At 59.9% G+C, this 15864-nt stretch carries 13 protein-coding genes and 2 pseudogenes; 10 read left to right on the top strand and 5 right to left on the bottom strand.

What is annotated here, in order from left to right; all coding sequences use genetic code 11:
- Window positions 1-3: 3 nt before the first annotated feature.
- From trbF to JG746_RS35915, 6 genes are all read left to right on the top strand, one after another.
- Window positions 4-693, top strand: a complete 690-nt coding sequence (trbF, locus tag JG746_RS35890; protein WP_199200752.1) for a conjugal transfer protein TrbF — start codon at window positions 4-6, stop codon at window positions 691-693.
- Window positions 690-1745, top strand: coding sequence for a P-type conjugative transfer protein TrbG (gene trbG / locus JG746_RS35895; protein WP_199200753.1), 1056 nt, complete (start codon window positions 690-692; stop codon window positions 1743-1745). Before trbF ends, trbG begins: the two co-directional genes overlap by 4 nt.
- Entirely contained in the window at window positions 1742-2899 is a 1158-nt protein-coding gene (locus tag JG746_RS35900; RefSeq protein ID WP_199200754.1) for a TrbI/VirB10 family protein, read from the top strand. Before trbG ends, JG746_RS35900 begins: the two co-directional genes overlap by 4 nt.
- A 2-nt stretch (window positions 2900-2901) precedes the next feature.
- Window positions 2902-3126, top strand: a complete 225-nt coding sequence (locus tag JG746_RS35905; RefSeq protein ID WP_199200755.1) for a DUF2274 domain-containing protein — start codon at window positions 2902-2904, stop codon at window positions 3124-3126.
- A gap of 1268 nt (window positions 3127-4394) precedes the next feature.
- Complete coding sequence (locus JG746_RS35910) at window positions 4395-5255, top strand: ATP-dependent DNA ligase (RefSeq protein ID WP_199200756.1); 861 nt, start codon at window positions 4395-4397, stop codon at window positions 5253-5255.
- 280 nt (window positions 5256-5535) lie between these two features.
- Window positions 5536-5757 (top strand): DUF768 domain-containing protein, encoded by a 222-nt coding sequence (locus JG746_RS35915; protein ID WP_199200757.1) that lies wholly within the window; start codon window positions 5536-5538, stop codon window positions 5755-5757.
- Window positions 5758-6124: 367 nt separating this feature from the next.
- On the opposite strand, the pseudogene JG746_RS35920 reads toward JG746_RS35915, so the two are convergent.
- Window positions 6125-7071 (bottom strand): annotated as a pseudogene (locus tag JG746_RS35920) (IS630 family transposase).
- A 120-nt stretch (window positions 7072-7191) separates the two neighbouring features.
- Between JG746_RS35920 and JG746_RS35925 the strand changes: the two are divergent.
- From JG746_RS35925 to xth, 3 genes and pseudogenes are all read left to right on the top strand, one after another.
- Window positions 7192-8217: pseudogene (locus JG746_RS35925) on the top strand (IS110 family transposase).
- A gap of 390 nt (window positions 8218-8607) precedes the next feature.
- Window positions 8608-8943 (top strand): hypothetical protein, encoded by a 336-nt coding sequence (locus JG746_RS37500; RefSeq protein ID WP_244731080.1) that lies wholly within the window; start codon window positions 8608-8610, stop codon window positions 8941-8943.
- Between the two features lie 365 nt (window positions 8944-9308).
- Window positions 9309-10100, top strand: coding sequence for an exodeoxyribonuclease III (xth, locus tag JG746_RS35935; protein ID WP_199200825.1), 792 nt, complete (start codon window positions 9309-9311; stop codon window positions 10098-10100).
- Window positions 10101-10163: 63 nt separating this feature from the next.
- On the opposite strand, the gene JG746_RS35940 is transcribed toward xth, so the two are convergent.
- From JG746_RS35940 to JG746_RS35955, 4 genes are all read right to left on the bottom strand, one after another.
- Window positions 10164-10760, bottom strand: a complete 597-nt coding sequence (locus JG746_RS35940; protein WP_199200759.1) for a hypothetical protein — start codon at window positions 10758-10760, stop codon at window positions 10164-10166.
- Between the two features lie 21 nt (window positions 10761-10781).
- Entirely contained in the window at window positions 10782-11525 is a 744-nt protein-coding gene (locus JG746_RS35945) for a DUF4142 domain-containing protein (protein WP_199200760.1), read from the bottom strand.
- A 1034-nt stretch (window positions 11526-12559) separates the two neighbouring features.
- Complete coding sequence (locus JG746_RS35950; RefSeq protein ID WP_199200761.1) at window positions 12560-12949, bottom strand: hypothetical protein; 390 nt, start codon at window positions 12947-12949, stop codon at window positions 12560-12562.
- Between the two features lie 641 nt (window positions 12950-13590).
- Entirely contained in the window at window positions 13591-14862 is a 1272-nt protein-coding gene (locus JG746_RS35955; RefSeq protein WP_244731082.1) for a calcium-binding protein, read from the bottom strand.
- Between the two features lie 518 nt (window positions 14863-15380).
- Between JG746_RS35955 and JG746_RS35960 the strand changes: the two genes are divergently transcribed.
- Window positions 15381-15584, top strand: a complete 204-nt coding sequence (locus JG746_RS35960) for a CsbD family protein (RefSeq protein WP_199200826.1) — start codon at window positions 15381-15383, stop codon at window positions 15582-15584.
- Window positions 15585-15864 lie beyond the last annotated feature (280 nt).

Consider the following 15864-nt stretch of genomic DNA (forward strand, 5'->3'; position numbering starts at 1 on the left):
TCCATGAACATCTTCAGGCGACCCGACGTCCACTACGGCAAGACCCCACGACCGGAAACCCCCTATCAAAAGGCGGAGCAGATCTGGGATGAACGCATCGGCTCTGCGCGAGTGCAGGCACGCAACTGGCGCGCCATGGCGTTCGGGTCGCTCATCTTGTCGGCAGGCCTTTCCACGTCACTGGTCTGGCAACTGGGCCGCGGTACCGTCGTGCCCTGGGTCGTGCAGGTCGATACGCTGGGCCAGGTTCAAGCGGCCGCGCCGGCGATCGCGGATTATAAGCCGACCGATCCTCAGATAGCGTGGCATCTCGCGCGCTTTGTCGAGCAGGTGCGCTCCATCCCCGCCGATCCGATCATCCTGCGCCAGGACTGGCTGCGCGCCTATGATTGGACCACCGACCAGGGCGCCGCAGCGCTCAACGACTATGCTCGCGCCAACGATCCCTTCTCCAGGGTCGGCAAGCAGCAGGTCGCGGTGGATATTTCTTCGGTCATCAGGGCTTCACCGGGCTCCTTTCGCGTCGCCTGGATCGAGCACCATTACGAAAACGGACAGCTTTCCGGCACCGAGCGCTGGACCGCCATCCTGACGATCGTGACACAGATGCCAAACGACGCCGAACGTCTTCGCGCCAATCCGCTCGGCATCTACGTCAACGCCATCAACTGGTCCCGGGAGATGAGCCAATGAACCTGCCATTGTCTGTCATCGCCACTCCGGCTTTGACAAGGTCGGCGTTTGCCATGGTGTTGCTATCCGGCTCCATACTTGCCGGTTGCGCCACACCGCACAAACCACCTCAGATCTTCTATGATGCCTACGTGCCGCCTTTGCCCGCCGCTCCGGTAGCCGCGCTCGATGAAAGGCCAAAGCCGCTGCACGTTCCACCAGCGTGGGTCCCGGCCCGTGGCGGTGTCGCCGGCAGCACGCCGGTGGCGCGCGTCGAGAACGCCAACGCGGCGGCGCGCGTCCAGCCGCGTCGTGAGGGCTATTACAACGCCATCCAGATTTATCCCTGGAGCGAAGGGGCACTCTATCAGGTCTATGCCGCTCCAGGACAGATAACGGACATCGCGCTTGAGCCTGGCGAAAGCCTGACCGGCGAAGGTCCGATCGCGGCGGGCGACACCGCGCGCTGGATCATCGGTGACACCGAAAGCGGAGCGGGCGTCGCCAGGCGCGTCCATGTGCTGGTCAAGCCTTTGCGCTCGGACATCAACACCAATCTCGTCATCACCACCGACCGGCGCAGCTACATGATCGAGCTCCGATCGGGCGAGAAGCCGTATATGCCAGCCGTGTCATGGGCCTATCCCCCTCCGCCGGCGGGACAAGCGCGGGCGATCCCCGCGACACCGGTGATTCCCGCCATCGCCGCTCGCAACTACCGCTATGGTCTCACCGGCGACGCGCCCCCCTGGAGGCCCGTCAGCGTCTACGACGACGGCAGGCGGGTCTATGTCGAGTTTCCAGGCGGGATCGTGCAAGGCGAGATGCCGCCCATCTTCGTCATCGGCCCGGACGGCGAGGCCGAGATCGCCAACAGCCGCGTCTACCAGAACACCCTGATCGTCGACCGTCTCTTTGGCGCGGCGGAATTGCGGCTTGGCAGTGGCAAGCGGCAACAGACCGTCAGGATCGTCCGCGCCGATGCCACGCGGAGAGGTCTGTGGATGTCAGGCATCAACGTGGCGCCGAATGCAAAGAACGCATTTCGTCAACGGGGAGGGGAGCACTCGTGAGCGAGAAGGAAATCCCGGCTGTTCCCATGCAGCTTCGCGCCGATCCGCCGCGCGTCACGCGCCTGTCCCGCAAGGTGCTCGCCGGCATCGGCTTATGTGCATCGCTTGGCGTCGGCGGCGCGCTGGTCTACGCGCTTCAGACGCGTGAAACCGGCAGGCATGGCGACGAGCTCTATTCGACGTCCAACAGGCAGCCCGCCGACGGACTGGCCAGCCTGCCGCGCGACTATACCGGTCCCGTTCTTGGGCCGCCGCTGCCTGGCGATCTTGGCCGGCCGATGCTTGATGCCCAGAACAAGGGACAGCCCGTCGTGCCGCCAACGATCGCGACACCCATGGTCGATGAGGCGGAACAGCGCCGGCGGACCGAAGAGGAGGCGGCCCGAACCTCGCGTGTCTTCTTCCAGACAGGGCAGTCAACCGCGGCGATGGCCGAAACCCCGCCCGGAGGAACTTCCCCGCCTAACCTTGGCGGCCCCGACCTTGCCGGTCAGATCGGCCAGTCGACCACGCAGGACCGCCAGCTCGGCTTTCTGAATGCGGCCGCTGATCGGCGCACCGTGGCGCCGGATCGCGTCTCGCCGCCGGTATCGCCCTATGTGCTTCAGGCAGGGGCCGTCATCCCGGCGGCCCTCATCACCGGTATCCGTTCCGATCTGCCCGGTCAGATCACCGCCCAGGTGACCGAAAATGTCTATGACAGTCCCACGGGTCGTTCGCTGCTGATCCCGCAAGGCACGCGTGTCATTGGCCAATACGACAACGGCGTCGGCTTCGACCAGCGGCGCGTGCTGCTTGTCTGGAGCAGGCTGGTCTTTCCCAACGGACGTTCCATTGTTCTTGAACGCCAGCCTGGCACTGACACCCAAGGCTATGCCGGCCTTGAGGACGGCGTCGACTACGATTGGGCCGACCTGTTCAAGGCGGCCGCACTCACCACCATCCTCAGTGTCGGCGCGGAGGCCGGCTCGTCCGGCCAGGAAAGTGACATCGTGCGCGCCTTACGCGGCGGCGCCTCCGACAGCCTCAGCCAGGTGGGCCAGCAGATCGTCCAGCGCCAACTCAACATCGCACCGACGCTGACGATACGGCCGGGCGTCAATGTGCGTGTCGTCGTTACGCGCGATCTCGTGCTCGAACCCTACGGAGGCTGAAAATGGCGAAGCTGAAACTCGGTCCGATTGCAGACGACAAGCCGGTTAAGGTCACAGTGGAACTGCCAGCGCCGCTGCACCGCGATCTGTCCAGATATGCTGAGATCCTTGGCCGCGACGCGGGGCAGCCTTCCACGGATCCTGTTCGCCTGATTGTGCCCATGCTTGAGCGATTTATCGCGACGGATCGGGGCTTTGCCAGAGCCAAGCAGGAGCGGAAGGGTTGAGGGTCACCTCGCCCCAAGGCTAAAACGAGCAATGCCAAAAGGCAGCACGGTTCACTGCTCTGACCGGTTCTTCCCGGAGGCGGCCAACGACCTCGAGCGGAGGAGGCGAAGGCCATCGCCAGGAGCCTGCCGCTTGCATGGCCTCAGCGACCCGTTGTTCGGGCGGACTGCAGGCGATATCAAGCGACGGCAGCCGACCTGATCGGCCTGGAAAACTGGGCCGCCAAGCCTTAGTCCGGGCCGGCGCCGCGTGTAGAGAAAGAGGGCCATCCTTTGGCATGGACTATGCCCGAAACCCGGCAGACAGCAATCCCACACCATTTCCGTTATCTGCCGCACCCTTGAGGGGATGGCAGCTTAAGGAACTCGCAGATTGGACTTGGACGGCTGGAATGGGGCGCGAAGCCAAAGCGCAGCGAAGGCCGGTTGCGGAATGTCGGCTTTCGGCGAGCGAATTCTTAATAGCGGACGTTCACTGCAAACGCTGTCTCGCCGTTCAGGCTCGCACCTCTTTCTCCACTTCGATCATGCGAATTAGCAAGCGTTCACCAGCGTTCGTGATGTGGCTGTGCATCGCCTCTTCCGCAGTCTTTGTATCCTATGCGCGGGTGTCGGCAACCCGGATCGTGACGCCGTTGGAGGCTTTGAGCGCCCCGGGCCGTACCGCCGGGCTGTTCATAGCGAGTGCTTTAGGCTCTCCGCCGAACTGGTGCTCGCTGGCACAGCTGGCCGATCTATTTCCGGCGGCCCCGGAACTTGATCATTCTCGGCCTCCAGTGGCGCGTGTCCCGGCTCGGAGCTTTGTCATGCCGCAGGAATTAGGCGATGGACACGGCGTGCTTGCGCCCTGTCCCCCGGGGGCGGTTGCCGGCTTTTCAGGTACCTCGCAAAAATAGACAGCTTCTGCTCGTAGCCTATGCGCACCATTGCGTTGCACCCGAGGCATCTGAAGCTTCCGACTGTGCGGAGCCAGGAACCAAACCTCACCATGGGATGTGAACAGGCCGGACAGTTGAATTCCATCTGCACGTCGCTCAGTTCGTCGGATAAAGACATTTGTAGTCTCCCAACCGGTGCCCCACCGCCCGACTCAAGCAAGTAGGTCGCAATATGTTCCAGGGTGGGCCTTCTGGCTGATCGCGAACGGACTTCAGTCCTATCTAGCGAACCTATCTAGGCTCGGCAGGCCAAAACGGGCCTGACAATTCCAATATCGGAACTATTTTAGCAAAAGCTTATTTATCTGCCGGCTCGTGTGAGTTCCGTGCATGCGTTTGAAGTTCGTCGCACCGTTGATGCCGACCTTGGTGGAAAAACCACCAGAGGGCGACAATTGGATTCACGAGGTTAAATTCGATGGGTACCGCTCGCAACTGATCATCGATGAGGGCGGCCCCAGGATCTACACGCGCAACGGTCACGACTGGACAGCCAAATATTCCGACCTAGTGAAAGAGGCGGCGAACCTCGGCGCCGAGAGCGCCATCGTCGACGGCGAGATCATCGTGCTCAACGATGCCGGGCTTTCCGACTTCGGAGAATTGCGAAAGGCGATCACTCGTCGGCAGCACGACCTGTATTTCGTCGCCTTCGACCTTCTGCACCTCAACGGCCACGATCTGCGCGACATGGCGCTGGAGGAGAGGCGCGAGATTCTGGCCAGTATGATTGAGCCCGGCGGCCGGATTCAGTTCAGCGAGCCTTTGCCCGGCGACGCGAAGGCTATCCTACACTTGGTCGACCAGGCCGGGCTGGAGGGCATGGTGTCCAAGCGACGTGACAGCAAATATCGCAGCGGTCCGTCGACCAACTGGCTGAAGGCAAAATGCTACTCGATTGAAGAATTCGAACTGCTCGGCGTCGAGCGCGAGCCGGGCAAGCCGGCCTTTGCGCTGATGGCTGAGCGAGGTACAGGGCGCTATGTCGGGTCGGCGTTCATTACCTTGAACCGGGAAATGCGGGAACGACTCTGGAGGCGTGTGCAGGACCACGCAGGGACCGCGCCAATGGGCATGAAGCGGCCGGCGACGCAGTGGGTTAAGCCCGGGTTGATCGGCCGTGTGAAACATTTGCGGGGCGAGGAGGACCTCCGCCACGCCTCACTGCAGGATTTCAGAGAGGAGGACTAGATGCCGATTAGACGAAAAGCTGCGGACGCCGGGATTTTTGATCGTGCGGAGCTGGCCCTGCTAGGGCGGGTTATCGACCAACTCAAACTCCTCGACGACCAATCGCCCGATGCGCAGGGCCGATTGGCGTCACGGATCATTGCCAACTACATGGCCGGAATAAGGACGAGGCCGAACTCGTCTCACTGTCGAGACAGCCGCTGGGGCGCTAGCCCAAGGCGTAACAATTTGATCGTCGTCAAGGCGGTGGAACCTAATATCGATAACGAGCTTAGCGGTCATGAGCACACGCGGAATCAACTTCCTCGACCAATGGCTGGCCAACAACGTGCCTGAAACGACGAAGGCGGATGTCATCTCGGTCGACGAACTCACCCACAAGCTGATCGCAGACGCGAAGGCGCTCGGCATCAAGCGGGGAGAGATCGACGAAGAGGTCGACAGCCTATATAGGACCATCCTCGACGCGATCGTGCATTACGATCCCGGCCTGCCTGAGTAGCTACCGTCCAAAAAGGCCCCGGCGCAAGGTGAATCGCCGGGGCCTTAGCCATGTACGAGCTACTCAGCATGTCCGCGCTCACGATGCGCTAAACCTGCTCAAGAACCCGTAAACCCACTATGCAACCTGTGGCTGGTGGCACGTGAGGGAAGGGCAGGAATATAGTCCTCACAGTTGCGGCGAACCCCTCAAAGCAGGAGAACGCCATTGGCCATCGGAACCAAAGCGGGCTGTTGTCGTGTTTTAGGATCAACTCCCATACCAGGCGGGCAGGCCAACCGATGTCTGCGGCGAAACATTCCACCTGTTGGTCGTGAACAGCATCATGCCAGGGGTTGAAGCCGCTGAGCCTCCGCTCTAGAGCCTTTCACGTTTTGACGGAAGCGTATCCGGCGTTTTCGAAGTAGTTCTTGCATTCGGCTGCCTCGATGGTTTCGACGAGGTGGCCGATGTGACGCCACGTGTCCTCGACGGTGCGTTTCTGGGCTTGGCGCATCCGGTGTTTGATCTTGGCGAAGGCCTGCTCGATTGGATTCAGGTCCGGAGAGTAGGGCGGCAGGTACCAAAGCCTGGCGCCGGCAGCCTTGATCATCTGCCTGATCGCCGCCGACTTATGACTTCCCAGATTATCCATGACGACGATGTCGCCGGGCTTCAGAACGGTGACGAGCTGCTGCTCGACATACGCGCGAAAGCATTGGCCGTTGATCGGTCCGTCGAAGACGCAAGGTGCCGCGAGCCGATCCCAGCGTAGCGCGCCAAGGAAGGTCAGCGTGCGCCAACGGCCGTGCGGAGCCAAGCCGCGCAGCCGCTTGCCCTTCGGACCCCACCCTCGCAGCGGAGCCATGTTGGTCTTTATCCAGGTCTCGTCGATGAAGACCAGGCACCGCGGGTCGAGGCCGGCCAGTCAGAAACGCCATCGCTGACGCTCCCGGGCAACATCGGCGCGGGCCTGCTCAAGGGCGAACAGCGTTTTTTTGAAGCTCAGGCCCTCGCGGCGCAGGAACAGCCACACCGTATTGTGCGAGACCTTGACCCCGCGCGCATCGAATTCGTCCTTCAGCCGATGCAGCGTCAGGTCAGAGGTCTGATTGATCCGCTCCACGATGAAGGACCGATGCGGCTCAAGAATCCGCTTGCGGTGTCCGCCCATCTTGCCCGGCGCCACCGATCCGGTCGCACGGTAACGCTGCGACCACTCACTACAGAGGAAACTGCAACGCCAAAGCGCGAGGCAACCGCACGGCAGGTCTCCCCCTCGCCAACTGCCGCTACTGCACGCTCACGAAGATCATTTGAAAGCGCTCGCGTCATCAGATGCTGGCCTCCAATCCAGACAGCATCTTGATGGGGTGGACGGCCCCCGACCCAGCGGCATCGCAATGTGCCAAGATGGCGTTGTCAAAGGACCATCAGAGGGAAGGAACCGTCCGCATGCAAGTTATCACGATTGGATTGGATATCGCCAAGAACGTCTTTCAAGTTCACGGCGTCGATAATGCTGGAAACGCGGTGCTCCGTCGAAAAGTTCGGCGCGATCAGCTTATCCCGTTGCTTCGCGATATGCAGCCGTGCCTCATCGGCATGGAGGCCTGCGCGACGGCGCACCATTGGGCGCGGGAGCTGATTGCACTCGGGCATGTGGTCAAGTTGATGCCGCCGGCTTACGTAAAGGCCTACGTCAAGCGCAACAAGAACGATGCGGCCGACGCGGAAGCGATCTGCGAGGCGGTGACGCGACCGACAATGCGGTTCGTGGCTGTCAAATCGGCGGATGCCCAGAGCATTCTGATGCTTCATCGGGCTCGCCACCTCTTGGTTCGGCAGCGCACAGCGCAAATCAGCGCGATGCGGGCGCATCTGGCCGAGTATGGCGTCGTCGCACCGAAGGGCCGGGCCCATGTCCGTGGTCTAATCGAAGCTCGACAAGGGCGATGGGCCGCTCCCCGCGATGGCGCGACAGGTTCTTATCCTCCTCGCCCGAACGATCGAAGGGCTTGGCGCACAAATCCGGAAGATCGAGATCGAGCTTCTGGCGTGGTATCGCACGAACCAGGTCTGCCGGCGGCTTTCAACTATTCCCGGAATCGGCTTCATCACGGCGACCGCCCTCGCTGCCACCGTCGTCGAGGCAAAGTCTTCCGCTCCGGTCGTCAATTCGCTGCTTGGCTCGGCCTTGTTCCAAAACAACATTCCTCCGGTGGCAAAGACAGAATGGGAGGAATCTCGAAGATGGGAGATCGCTATTTACGGCATCTCCTCGTCGTCGGCGCCACGGCGGTCATCCGGTACACGCGGCGAAAAGCGACGACCGTCAGCACCTGGGCGAACCAGTTGCTCGAGCGTAAGCCGGCACGGCTGGTCACAGTCGCTGTCGCCAACAAGGTAGCGCGGATCGCCTGGGCGGTGATGGCGCGTGAGGAAAACTACCGCGCGACGCCGTCAATGGCTCGAGGGTAACGACGGTCGCGCGAAATGACATCCAGTTTGGGCAGGAGAGAACGACATCAGTGATGCAGATCCGGTCAAGCCGGGGATCGGGAGAACCTGAGTGATTCAACGCGCATCGCAGCGCGGCAGCTTGATGAGGGCCAGATCCACCGACACCATCATGGCCAGCGGCCTGAGGCCGCACAAAAACAGGCCGAACACATGAATGAACCTGACCGCTTCAGTATTGCCATTGTCAGTATCTTCTTACTCACCGGGGGCCGTCCACACATGAATCACAAACACCCTTCTTTGGGAATCCTACGATTCTCTCAAAACAGGAACCGCTCCAGGTCACCTATTCGAGAAGCCGAGCTGGCGCACCGGTGCGACCACCAAGGACAAGCAGAAGGCCTCGATATGGCCAAGAAGATCGGCGGTAAGGTGAAAGGGGGACGAGAACACGCCGAAGCTGAAGAAGTTGCTAATCCGTTCGTCGCTCACCACGAAAACAAAACCACTACTTCAGACGGCTTCAACGACCTGTCTCGTGAAATCCTGAGGCGATATGAACTTTCGCAACATCCCTGCTCTGACCGACGAATATCAAAAACGCTATCGGAACGGAAAGTCGCGCTTGAGCTTATGAATGAACGAACACACGCGGCGTCAATTTTCTGCCCTGGTGGATTTGCAGACGGCACTCCGGAGACCGCCAATGCGGATGCATCTATTTACAGACGAGCCCATCCCTAAACCTGCCGCCGACGCCAGGGCCGTCGGCATCAAGCGGACTGAAATAGACGCCGACTTCGACTGCCTCATTGTCGTCAACGCCATGGAAAATTTCGATGCGGGAGCGCCACCGTGAAGTGTCAGCGCGCCGTTCACTTTTTACACCTGTGGATGGAAAGATACGATCTGCTGGATGGCCGGCGCGTAGGTAATGCGGAGATAACGGAGCTGGCGAAACGGCTCGCGGTGGAAGCAGAGGCGCAAGGCCTCACAGACAAAGACATAGTCGAAAATTGGGATCATCTTCACAGCAGCCTTATCGATATCATGCGGCGACGTCATCCGGCTCCGAAGTCAACACAGTAGGTGGCCCCATGCGATCGAAAATGACCCGGGTAGCAACATTCAACGTCAATGGTGTAAACGGTCGGCTGCCTGTGCTGCTGAAATGGCTGTCGCAAACCGATGCCGACATTGTTTGCCTGCAGGAGTTAAAAACGTCGGACGAAAAGTTCCCCGAGAAAGCGATCGAGGCCGCCGGTTACGGCGCGATCTGGCACGGTCAAAAATCATACAATGGTGTTGCCATCCTGGCTCGGGGGCAAGTCCCACTTGAACGACGGCGCGGGTTGCCGGGCGATCCGGACGATACGCATAGCCGCTATCTCGAGGCGGAGGTCGATGGCCTCGTCGTCGGTTGCCTTTATCTGCCAAACGGCAATCCAGCGCCGGGGCCAAAATTCGATTATAAGCTTAAATGGTTCGATCGTCTGATTGCCTACGGAAATCTACTGCTTGACGATAACCTGCCGACGGTTCTGTGTGGTGATTACAATGTCGTCCCAACCGAAATGGACGCGGTCATGCCGCACCGCTGGGTTGGCGATGCGGTGTATTTTCCCGAGAGCCGCAAGGCATATGCTGACATGTTAGCCGGCGGATGGGTCGACGCCGTGCGCACAATGCATCCGGAGAAAGGCATCTACACTTACTGGAATTTCTCCTACCGGCGAGGTTACGATCGCAGCTCTGGCCTGCGCATGGATCACCTCCTGGTGAGCCCCTCACTTTCCGGTCTGATACGCTCCGCTGGCGTCGATGTTGAAGTGCGCGGATGGGAGAAGCCAAGCGACCATGCTCCCGCCTGGGTTGACCTCAGCGGTCGCGAGCCGCTTTAGGCGCATTGGCTCTATCCCCATCTAAGAGAAGAACAGGGCGGCTTCGCCGCCCTGCGGTTTACATCAGAGATCGCGACCGGGTCCAGCCCGCCGGAGGTCGTCCTCGGGGTAGACGTCGGCTGCGGGATCGAAACCGGTCCAGCCGGCGGCTTCATACGCAGAGCGCCTGTCAGCGATGTCGACCGAGTTGTATTGCTTGAGTATCTGTTCGGCGTTCGGGACAAAACTGTCCTCGACCCTGGCTGTGACCATCGTTCCACCGCGACGGACACCCTCCGCATAGACATGGGCATCGTTTTCCGGGACACCGGCTTTGGTCATAGCCCCGATAATGCCGCCTGCGGCCCCACCAACCAAGGCACCACTGACCGCGCCGACAGCCGTGGCCGCCAGCCATCCCGCGGCAACGACGGGTCCAAGGCCAGGGATGGCCATCAACCCGAGGCCAGTCGCGAGGCCGCCGGCGCCGCCCACAACGGCGCCAAGGCCAGCTCCGGTGGCCGCATCCTCACCCACCTCGGCGTCGTCGGCTTTGTACCACCCGGTCGCGTTGTTGGCCACGAGGCTGATCTCATCGCGAGGCACGCCAGTTGCCACAAGTTCGCCTACGGCATCGTTGGCGTCATCATAGTCGTCGAACAATCCCGTTACGGTTTGCATCGCATTTATCCTTTCTTTTGATCACTGAGTGTCGGCAACGACGTTGCCCTGATAGTCGAGAGCGACTGGAGTCGACTTGCCGTCCTTGCTCGCCGTCCCGCGCCAGATGCCCTTGTCGTCCTTCTTGAGAGCAGAGACGTCGGTATAACCGGCCTTCTGGATCGCGCTTTTTGCCTGGTCTTCGGTGAAGCTGTTGGCGCCGGGTACCGGAGCTGCGGGATTGTTGACGCCGCTGGTTGAGACTGCGGGCGTTGTGCTTTCGTTGGCAGGCGCCTTGGTTTCAGCCCTCTGGATCATGTCCCGGTGCATCTTGAGTGTAGGCAATGTCTCAGAAGCGAAGGATTTGAGGGCGACGTTGTCGCCAGCCTTGGCGTACGCCTCGAACAGGCTGACCGCATCGGCATGCGCAGCCTTCTGCATGTCCGCATATGGCTTATCGACTGGTGCTGAAGCTGATTTCAGCTTGTCGAGGTCGCTATTGTGAGAAGCATCGAGATCGGCAGGCACCTGCAATTTCTGTTCGCTGGCGATGCTTTCGAGCTTGGCGTTGGCAGCCCCATGATCGGAGATCATCTTCTGTGCGAAGTCCTTGAGCGCCTGGTCCTGAAGCTTGTCTTGGACGACCTTGCTCGACTGGACCTCAAACATTCCGCCAATCGCGGCCTTGGTTACGAAGTCTTGCGCAGTCTCGGCGGCGAATGAAGGCAATGCAAACGCCAGTGACGTGGCAAGCGACAGAGACGTAAGGCGAAAGGTATTTCTCATGCAGCTACTCCTTGTTGGAGACGACGATGAGAGCCAAACCTCCCGGCGATTGCTTGGTTCCAATGGCAGACATCGAGTCGATGTGAAGCTGGCGCGCAGGATCGGGAGCGGACGCGGAAGGCCAGGCGGAAGGATGCCTGACGAGTGCCACAACCCGCCGTTCTGTCAGGCGACGACATGAGCGACGTGTAGGCGCTGTCTTGGGAAGTCGCAGTGAGATTGCAGTGAGCGTAATGCTTGATCGATCTGGCGCCTCGCCGGATGAACCTGCCATGGTTCGTGCGTCGGAAGCGGCACCAACCAGGATCGATTATTCGTCCCGTTTCAGCGAGGCGAAAGCTTGGCTTTGCCATCAGATCGGGCGGCGTCCTTTGCCATGGCCCCTGCACGCCCGCAACGACCGGTCACCTAAAAACCAAGCTTAACCTTCGCGCGTTGCGCCGATGATCGCCAGGCGCGCTGTGAGGGCAGCAGCCCACAAAATCGCCGTGAGCCCGCTTAAAGAAATCCGACGAACTCGCAGGTTGGGGCAGAACCTATCGCTTCTACGCTGGTTGCTGACCAGCTTGTTCGATGAAACTGTTGCCGAGGAGGACCGTATGGCGCGCAGGCAATGACCAAAAGACCAATATAGCAGCTTCCAGATCCGGTGAAAGTGCGGCCTCTCCTGGAGGTACGAGCAGCCGAAGACGAACATCTGGTCGCAATTCTATCGCCTGTGGCGAGACCTGCGGCCCGCGATTGATAACCTGACGTCTTCAGGGCAATGATTTGCGGCGACGGCTCGAAGGGACTATAATTGATAATGAGCAAAAAGACCGATGATCTCAAGCGAGAGTTTCAGAACGCTGTCGCTGTGTTAGGTGAATGCGAGGCGGCAATGTGTCTCGGAGAGAGCAGCCGCGCTCACGATTTGGTTCGAGATACGATTGTCAGGCTCGAACGTTTGCTGCACGACGCTCAGAGCATCCCTCGCACTTAACCGGGCTGGGCGGAGGGCGCCGCACCAAACGTGCCCCGTGCGCTGCAGAGGATCAAATGGATCGGCCGAAGTGACCGGAACTGCGAAGCTTTGCCAACAGCATCGCTGCCGTCCCTCGGAAATCAACGCGCGCATGCTCGCTAAGAGGAGATGATTCCCAAGCGGCCAGCTCCGCTACCAACACGGCGGTCTCGCCGTTTACCGACGCGCACCTCAGATCTCCGGTCTTCTCCATCAAAATTATTGCGGTGCCAGCGTCGTCATATCCGATAGCGGCCATTCGTTGGACTTGGGTGTCACCATCGATACGGACGTCGAACAAGACCGTTCCGGATGTTTTCGCCGCAGCGTCAGCGACGCGATCGGCGAATGGCCGATGCATACCGTCGCCGTCGCAAAGCGACTGCTCGAATAGCACCATTTCAACATGTCCTGCGACCATTCGGCCAAGGTGCCCGCATCACCTCGATTCGCAATGGGCGCGGCGGGGATATCCACACAGCATCCACGGTTAGTTATTCTGGCGAGGGATCGCTCAAACCCATGGTGCGGATGGTCCACCTTCGTTTTTGAACTGAGGCTTTGCCGGACAGTTCCCCCGGACAGCGGGACGCGGGCGGAGGGTTCCGGCCCAACATTCCACCTAGTTGCTAATGAGGAATTTTCGTGAATGGCAGTGCCAATCGATGAGAACGATGAAGGGGAACGGCCGGCCAACGTCGGAGTCATGGTTTGTCAATCCGGCTCATCGATCAGCGCCTTCTTTCTAGTCCGCTAAACGCGGCTCTGTACCAGGTGCGCCTCTTGGTCAGCTGTGACTGACGTTCCCGATGTCACCGTGACCTTGCCATCCACTGCGAACAACTCGCCTATCAATTCGATCTGTTGGCCCTTCAACACCTTGGCCGTTCGATAATTGAATGAGGGAAATTATAGCTGGGAATTAAACGCTGATGCGATCGTCGGTCACGCGCTTGATCATTCCCAGGTACCAATCATCTTCTGAGACGCACTTCGAGGCCACACACTTGGTCTGAGTGATTTGCGGGGCTTCGGTCAATGGCGGCCGTTCTAAAGGCCTTTTCAGATTAAGGCACCGGGAAAATGGGCGAATTCTATGTGATGAGCGCCTCCGGTGTCATGGTTGTCGAACGAGAGCGCTCCGGTCGAACTGTTGAAGATGATATGGTCGCTAGAATCATGCGAGCCCATGCCGGCGACGAGAGCGCCATTTGGTGGAGCGCCCGTGTGAAGCCCCAAAGCGTGGTCGAGATGAAACTTTTGTTGGGAGACGCTGACGTCCGTAGGGCGGTCGGCACCGCGGGCGGCAAGAGCGCCTGCATCGAATGCGAAGGCATCGCTGGCGGCATCGGCCAGTGAGGCAAGCCCTATGCCCCTGCCCACACCGGCCGACTCTGTCACCCAGTGGCTGGCATTCGCGACGTGATGGACGGCGCCGGTTGCGTGGATCAAATCGGCACCATCAGACTTATGATGTCTACTATCGCCAGGATTGGCGACAAATGGAGTACTCGGTGTACTAGCGGTGCCAGGGCTCCCCAGCGTACCGGACGTACTGGGGGGAATGCTAGGAGTACTGGAGGTTTCAGAAGTGCTCGGGGGAGGGGTTGCCGGGGCGCTTGCGGCGCTGCTGAGGTTATGTTGCTGGAACAAGGCCTGCAGCTCCGGCGAGTTGCCAAGCGCGGTGTCGCCCTGTTGAGAGCCCCACGCATAGGCATAGTCGAAGGCGGGCGATGGCGCCACCTTGGCCCAGTGATCCAGCATGGTCTGCTCCTGGGCGACGCTGGGAAGGACATATTGGCCGCCCGTGTCGGTGGTGTAATTGCCGCCGCCGAACGTCTGGTAGACCGGAACGACCTGGCTGAGCGGGATGCCCGAGGCGACCGCCGCGGCCACGGTCCTGTCGATCATGTTGTAGTCGACGGTGCTTGTGCCGGTGCGCACTGGGTAGGGATCCAGGCCGTAATAGTCGATATGCGTGTTCGCGGGATTATAAGTGTTTGAAAAATCTGGATTTTCCGAAGATCCCATGTTCATCATGGTGATGAAGGTCTTGGCGCCGGGCAGGTTGTTGTGGATCCAGTCGGATTCCGCCTTCAGGTTGTCGGCCGTGGCATAGGTTCCCCATTTGCCCGTGGGATCGGGCTCGTCGACGAGGAAGAAGCCGAACACCTTCGGATTGCCGATGAAGGGCGTGACTTTCTGAATGAAAGACGAGGTTGCGCCATCGGCTTCATCGAGCCAGACCAGACCTTTCGTGCCATCCGGCGAAGCGTTGAGTTCGTCCACGGATGAGACGTCGACAAGATTGAACCCGGCGGCTGCGACGTCCATCGCTGATCCGCCAGATGCATAATGGAGAGTGGCCATCCAATTTCCTTCGTCGGATTCGATAGCCCCCGTGCTTGCCTAGCTGAAAACGTATATTAGCGTACAATCAAATACAGACGCTCTTTGACAGAATCATTGATCGTAGAGGGCCACAAAATAGGTTTTAGGTGTGTGAAGGGTTAGATAGCAGACCAGTGTCTCGGGCACCGCCAAGGTCGGCTTGATGAGACTTACCATATTGATTGTATTGAGTATTTCCTAGTTCCATAATGTATGTTATGCAACTTATTGCTGTGGCGGCTATTGACGATGCTGCACCTGGGCAATTTAGGGGCCCTTTCCGCATCCCGGGCTGGTCAACAAATGGGAGGAAGGTTGACGGCTTCGTCGATAGACGAATACGCGCTGCCAATGTTCATTCGGCAATACGCGGACTTTCGTGGATCGGGCTCGGCACCCGATTGCCTGGAACTTCCGCGGCAAAACGACGTTCGATCCTTTTTCGAATGAAGGAGGCCGTGATGGACTGGAACCGCGTTGAGGGAAACTGGAAGCAGGTCAAAGGCAAGGTCAAAGAACAGTGGGGAAAACTCACTGATGATGACCTTGATCGCATCGCTGGCAAACGCGATCAACTCGAAGGTAAGATCCAGGAGCGCTACGGCATCGAACGCGACCGCGCGCGTAGGGATATCGACGACTGGTACACCAGGCAAGACTGGTAGGAGAACAGCCCGCCGCCCTCTGTGGCGGCGGCTTTTCTGCTATGCGTCGAGACCTGCCAGCAAGCCCAAGCCGGTCCTGCGGGGCGCACCAGATTAATATAAATCCTATTTGAATCCGCGCCGGCGGCGATCCTAGCAGAGCGATAGGCAAAAGCCCGCTGCCTGCAAGTTCTCACGGAGAAACAAGAGGGGGCAAGTGCGGCCCCAAATTCCCACCATGACTGTGTTCCAAATGCGGACCCGCCGCGCCAAGCGGTGCCGCGCGGGCAGTTAGGAAAGC

Source organism: Mesorhizobium sp. 113-3-3, from assembly GCF_016756495.1.
GTDB lineage: Bacteria > Pseudomonadota > Alphaproteobacteria > Rhizobiales > Rhizobiaceae > Mesorhizobium.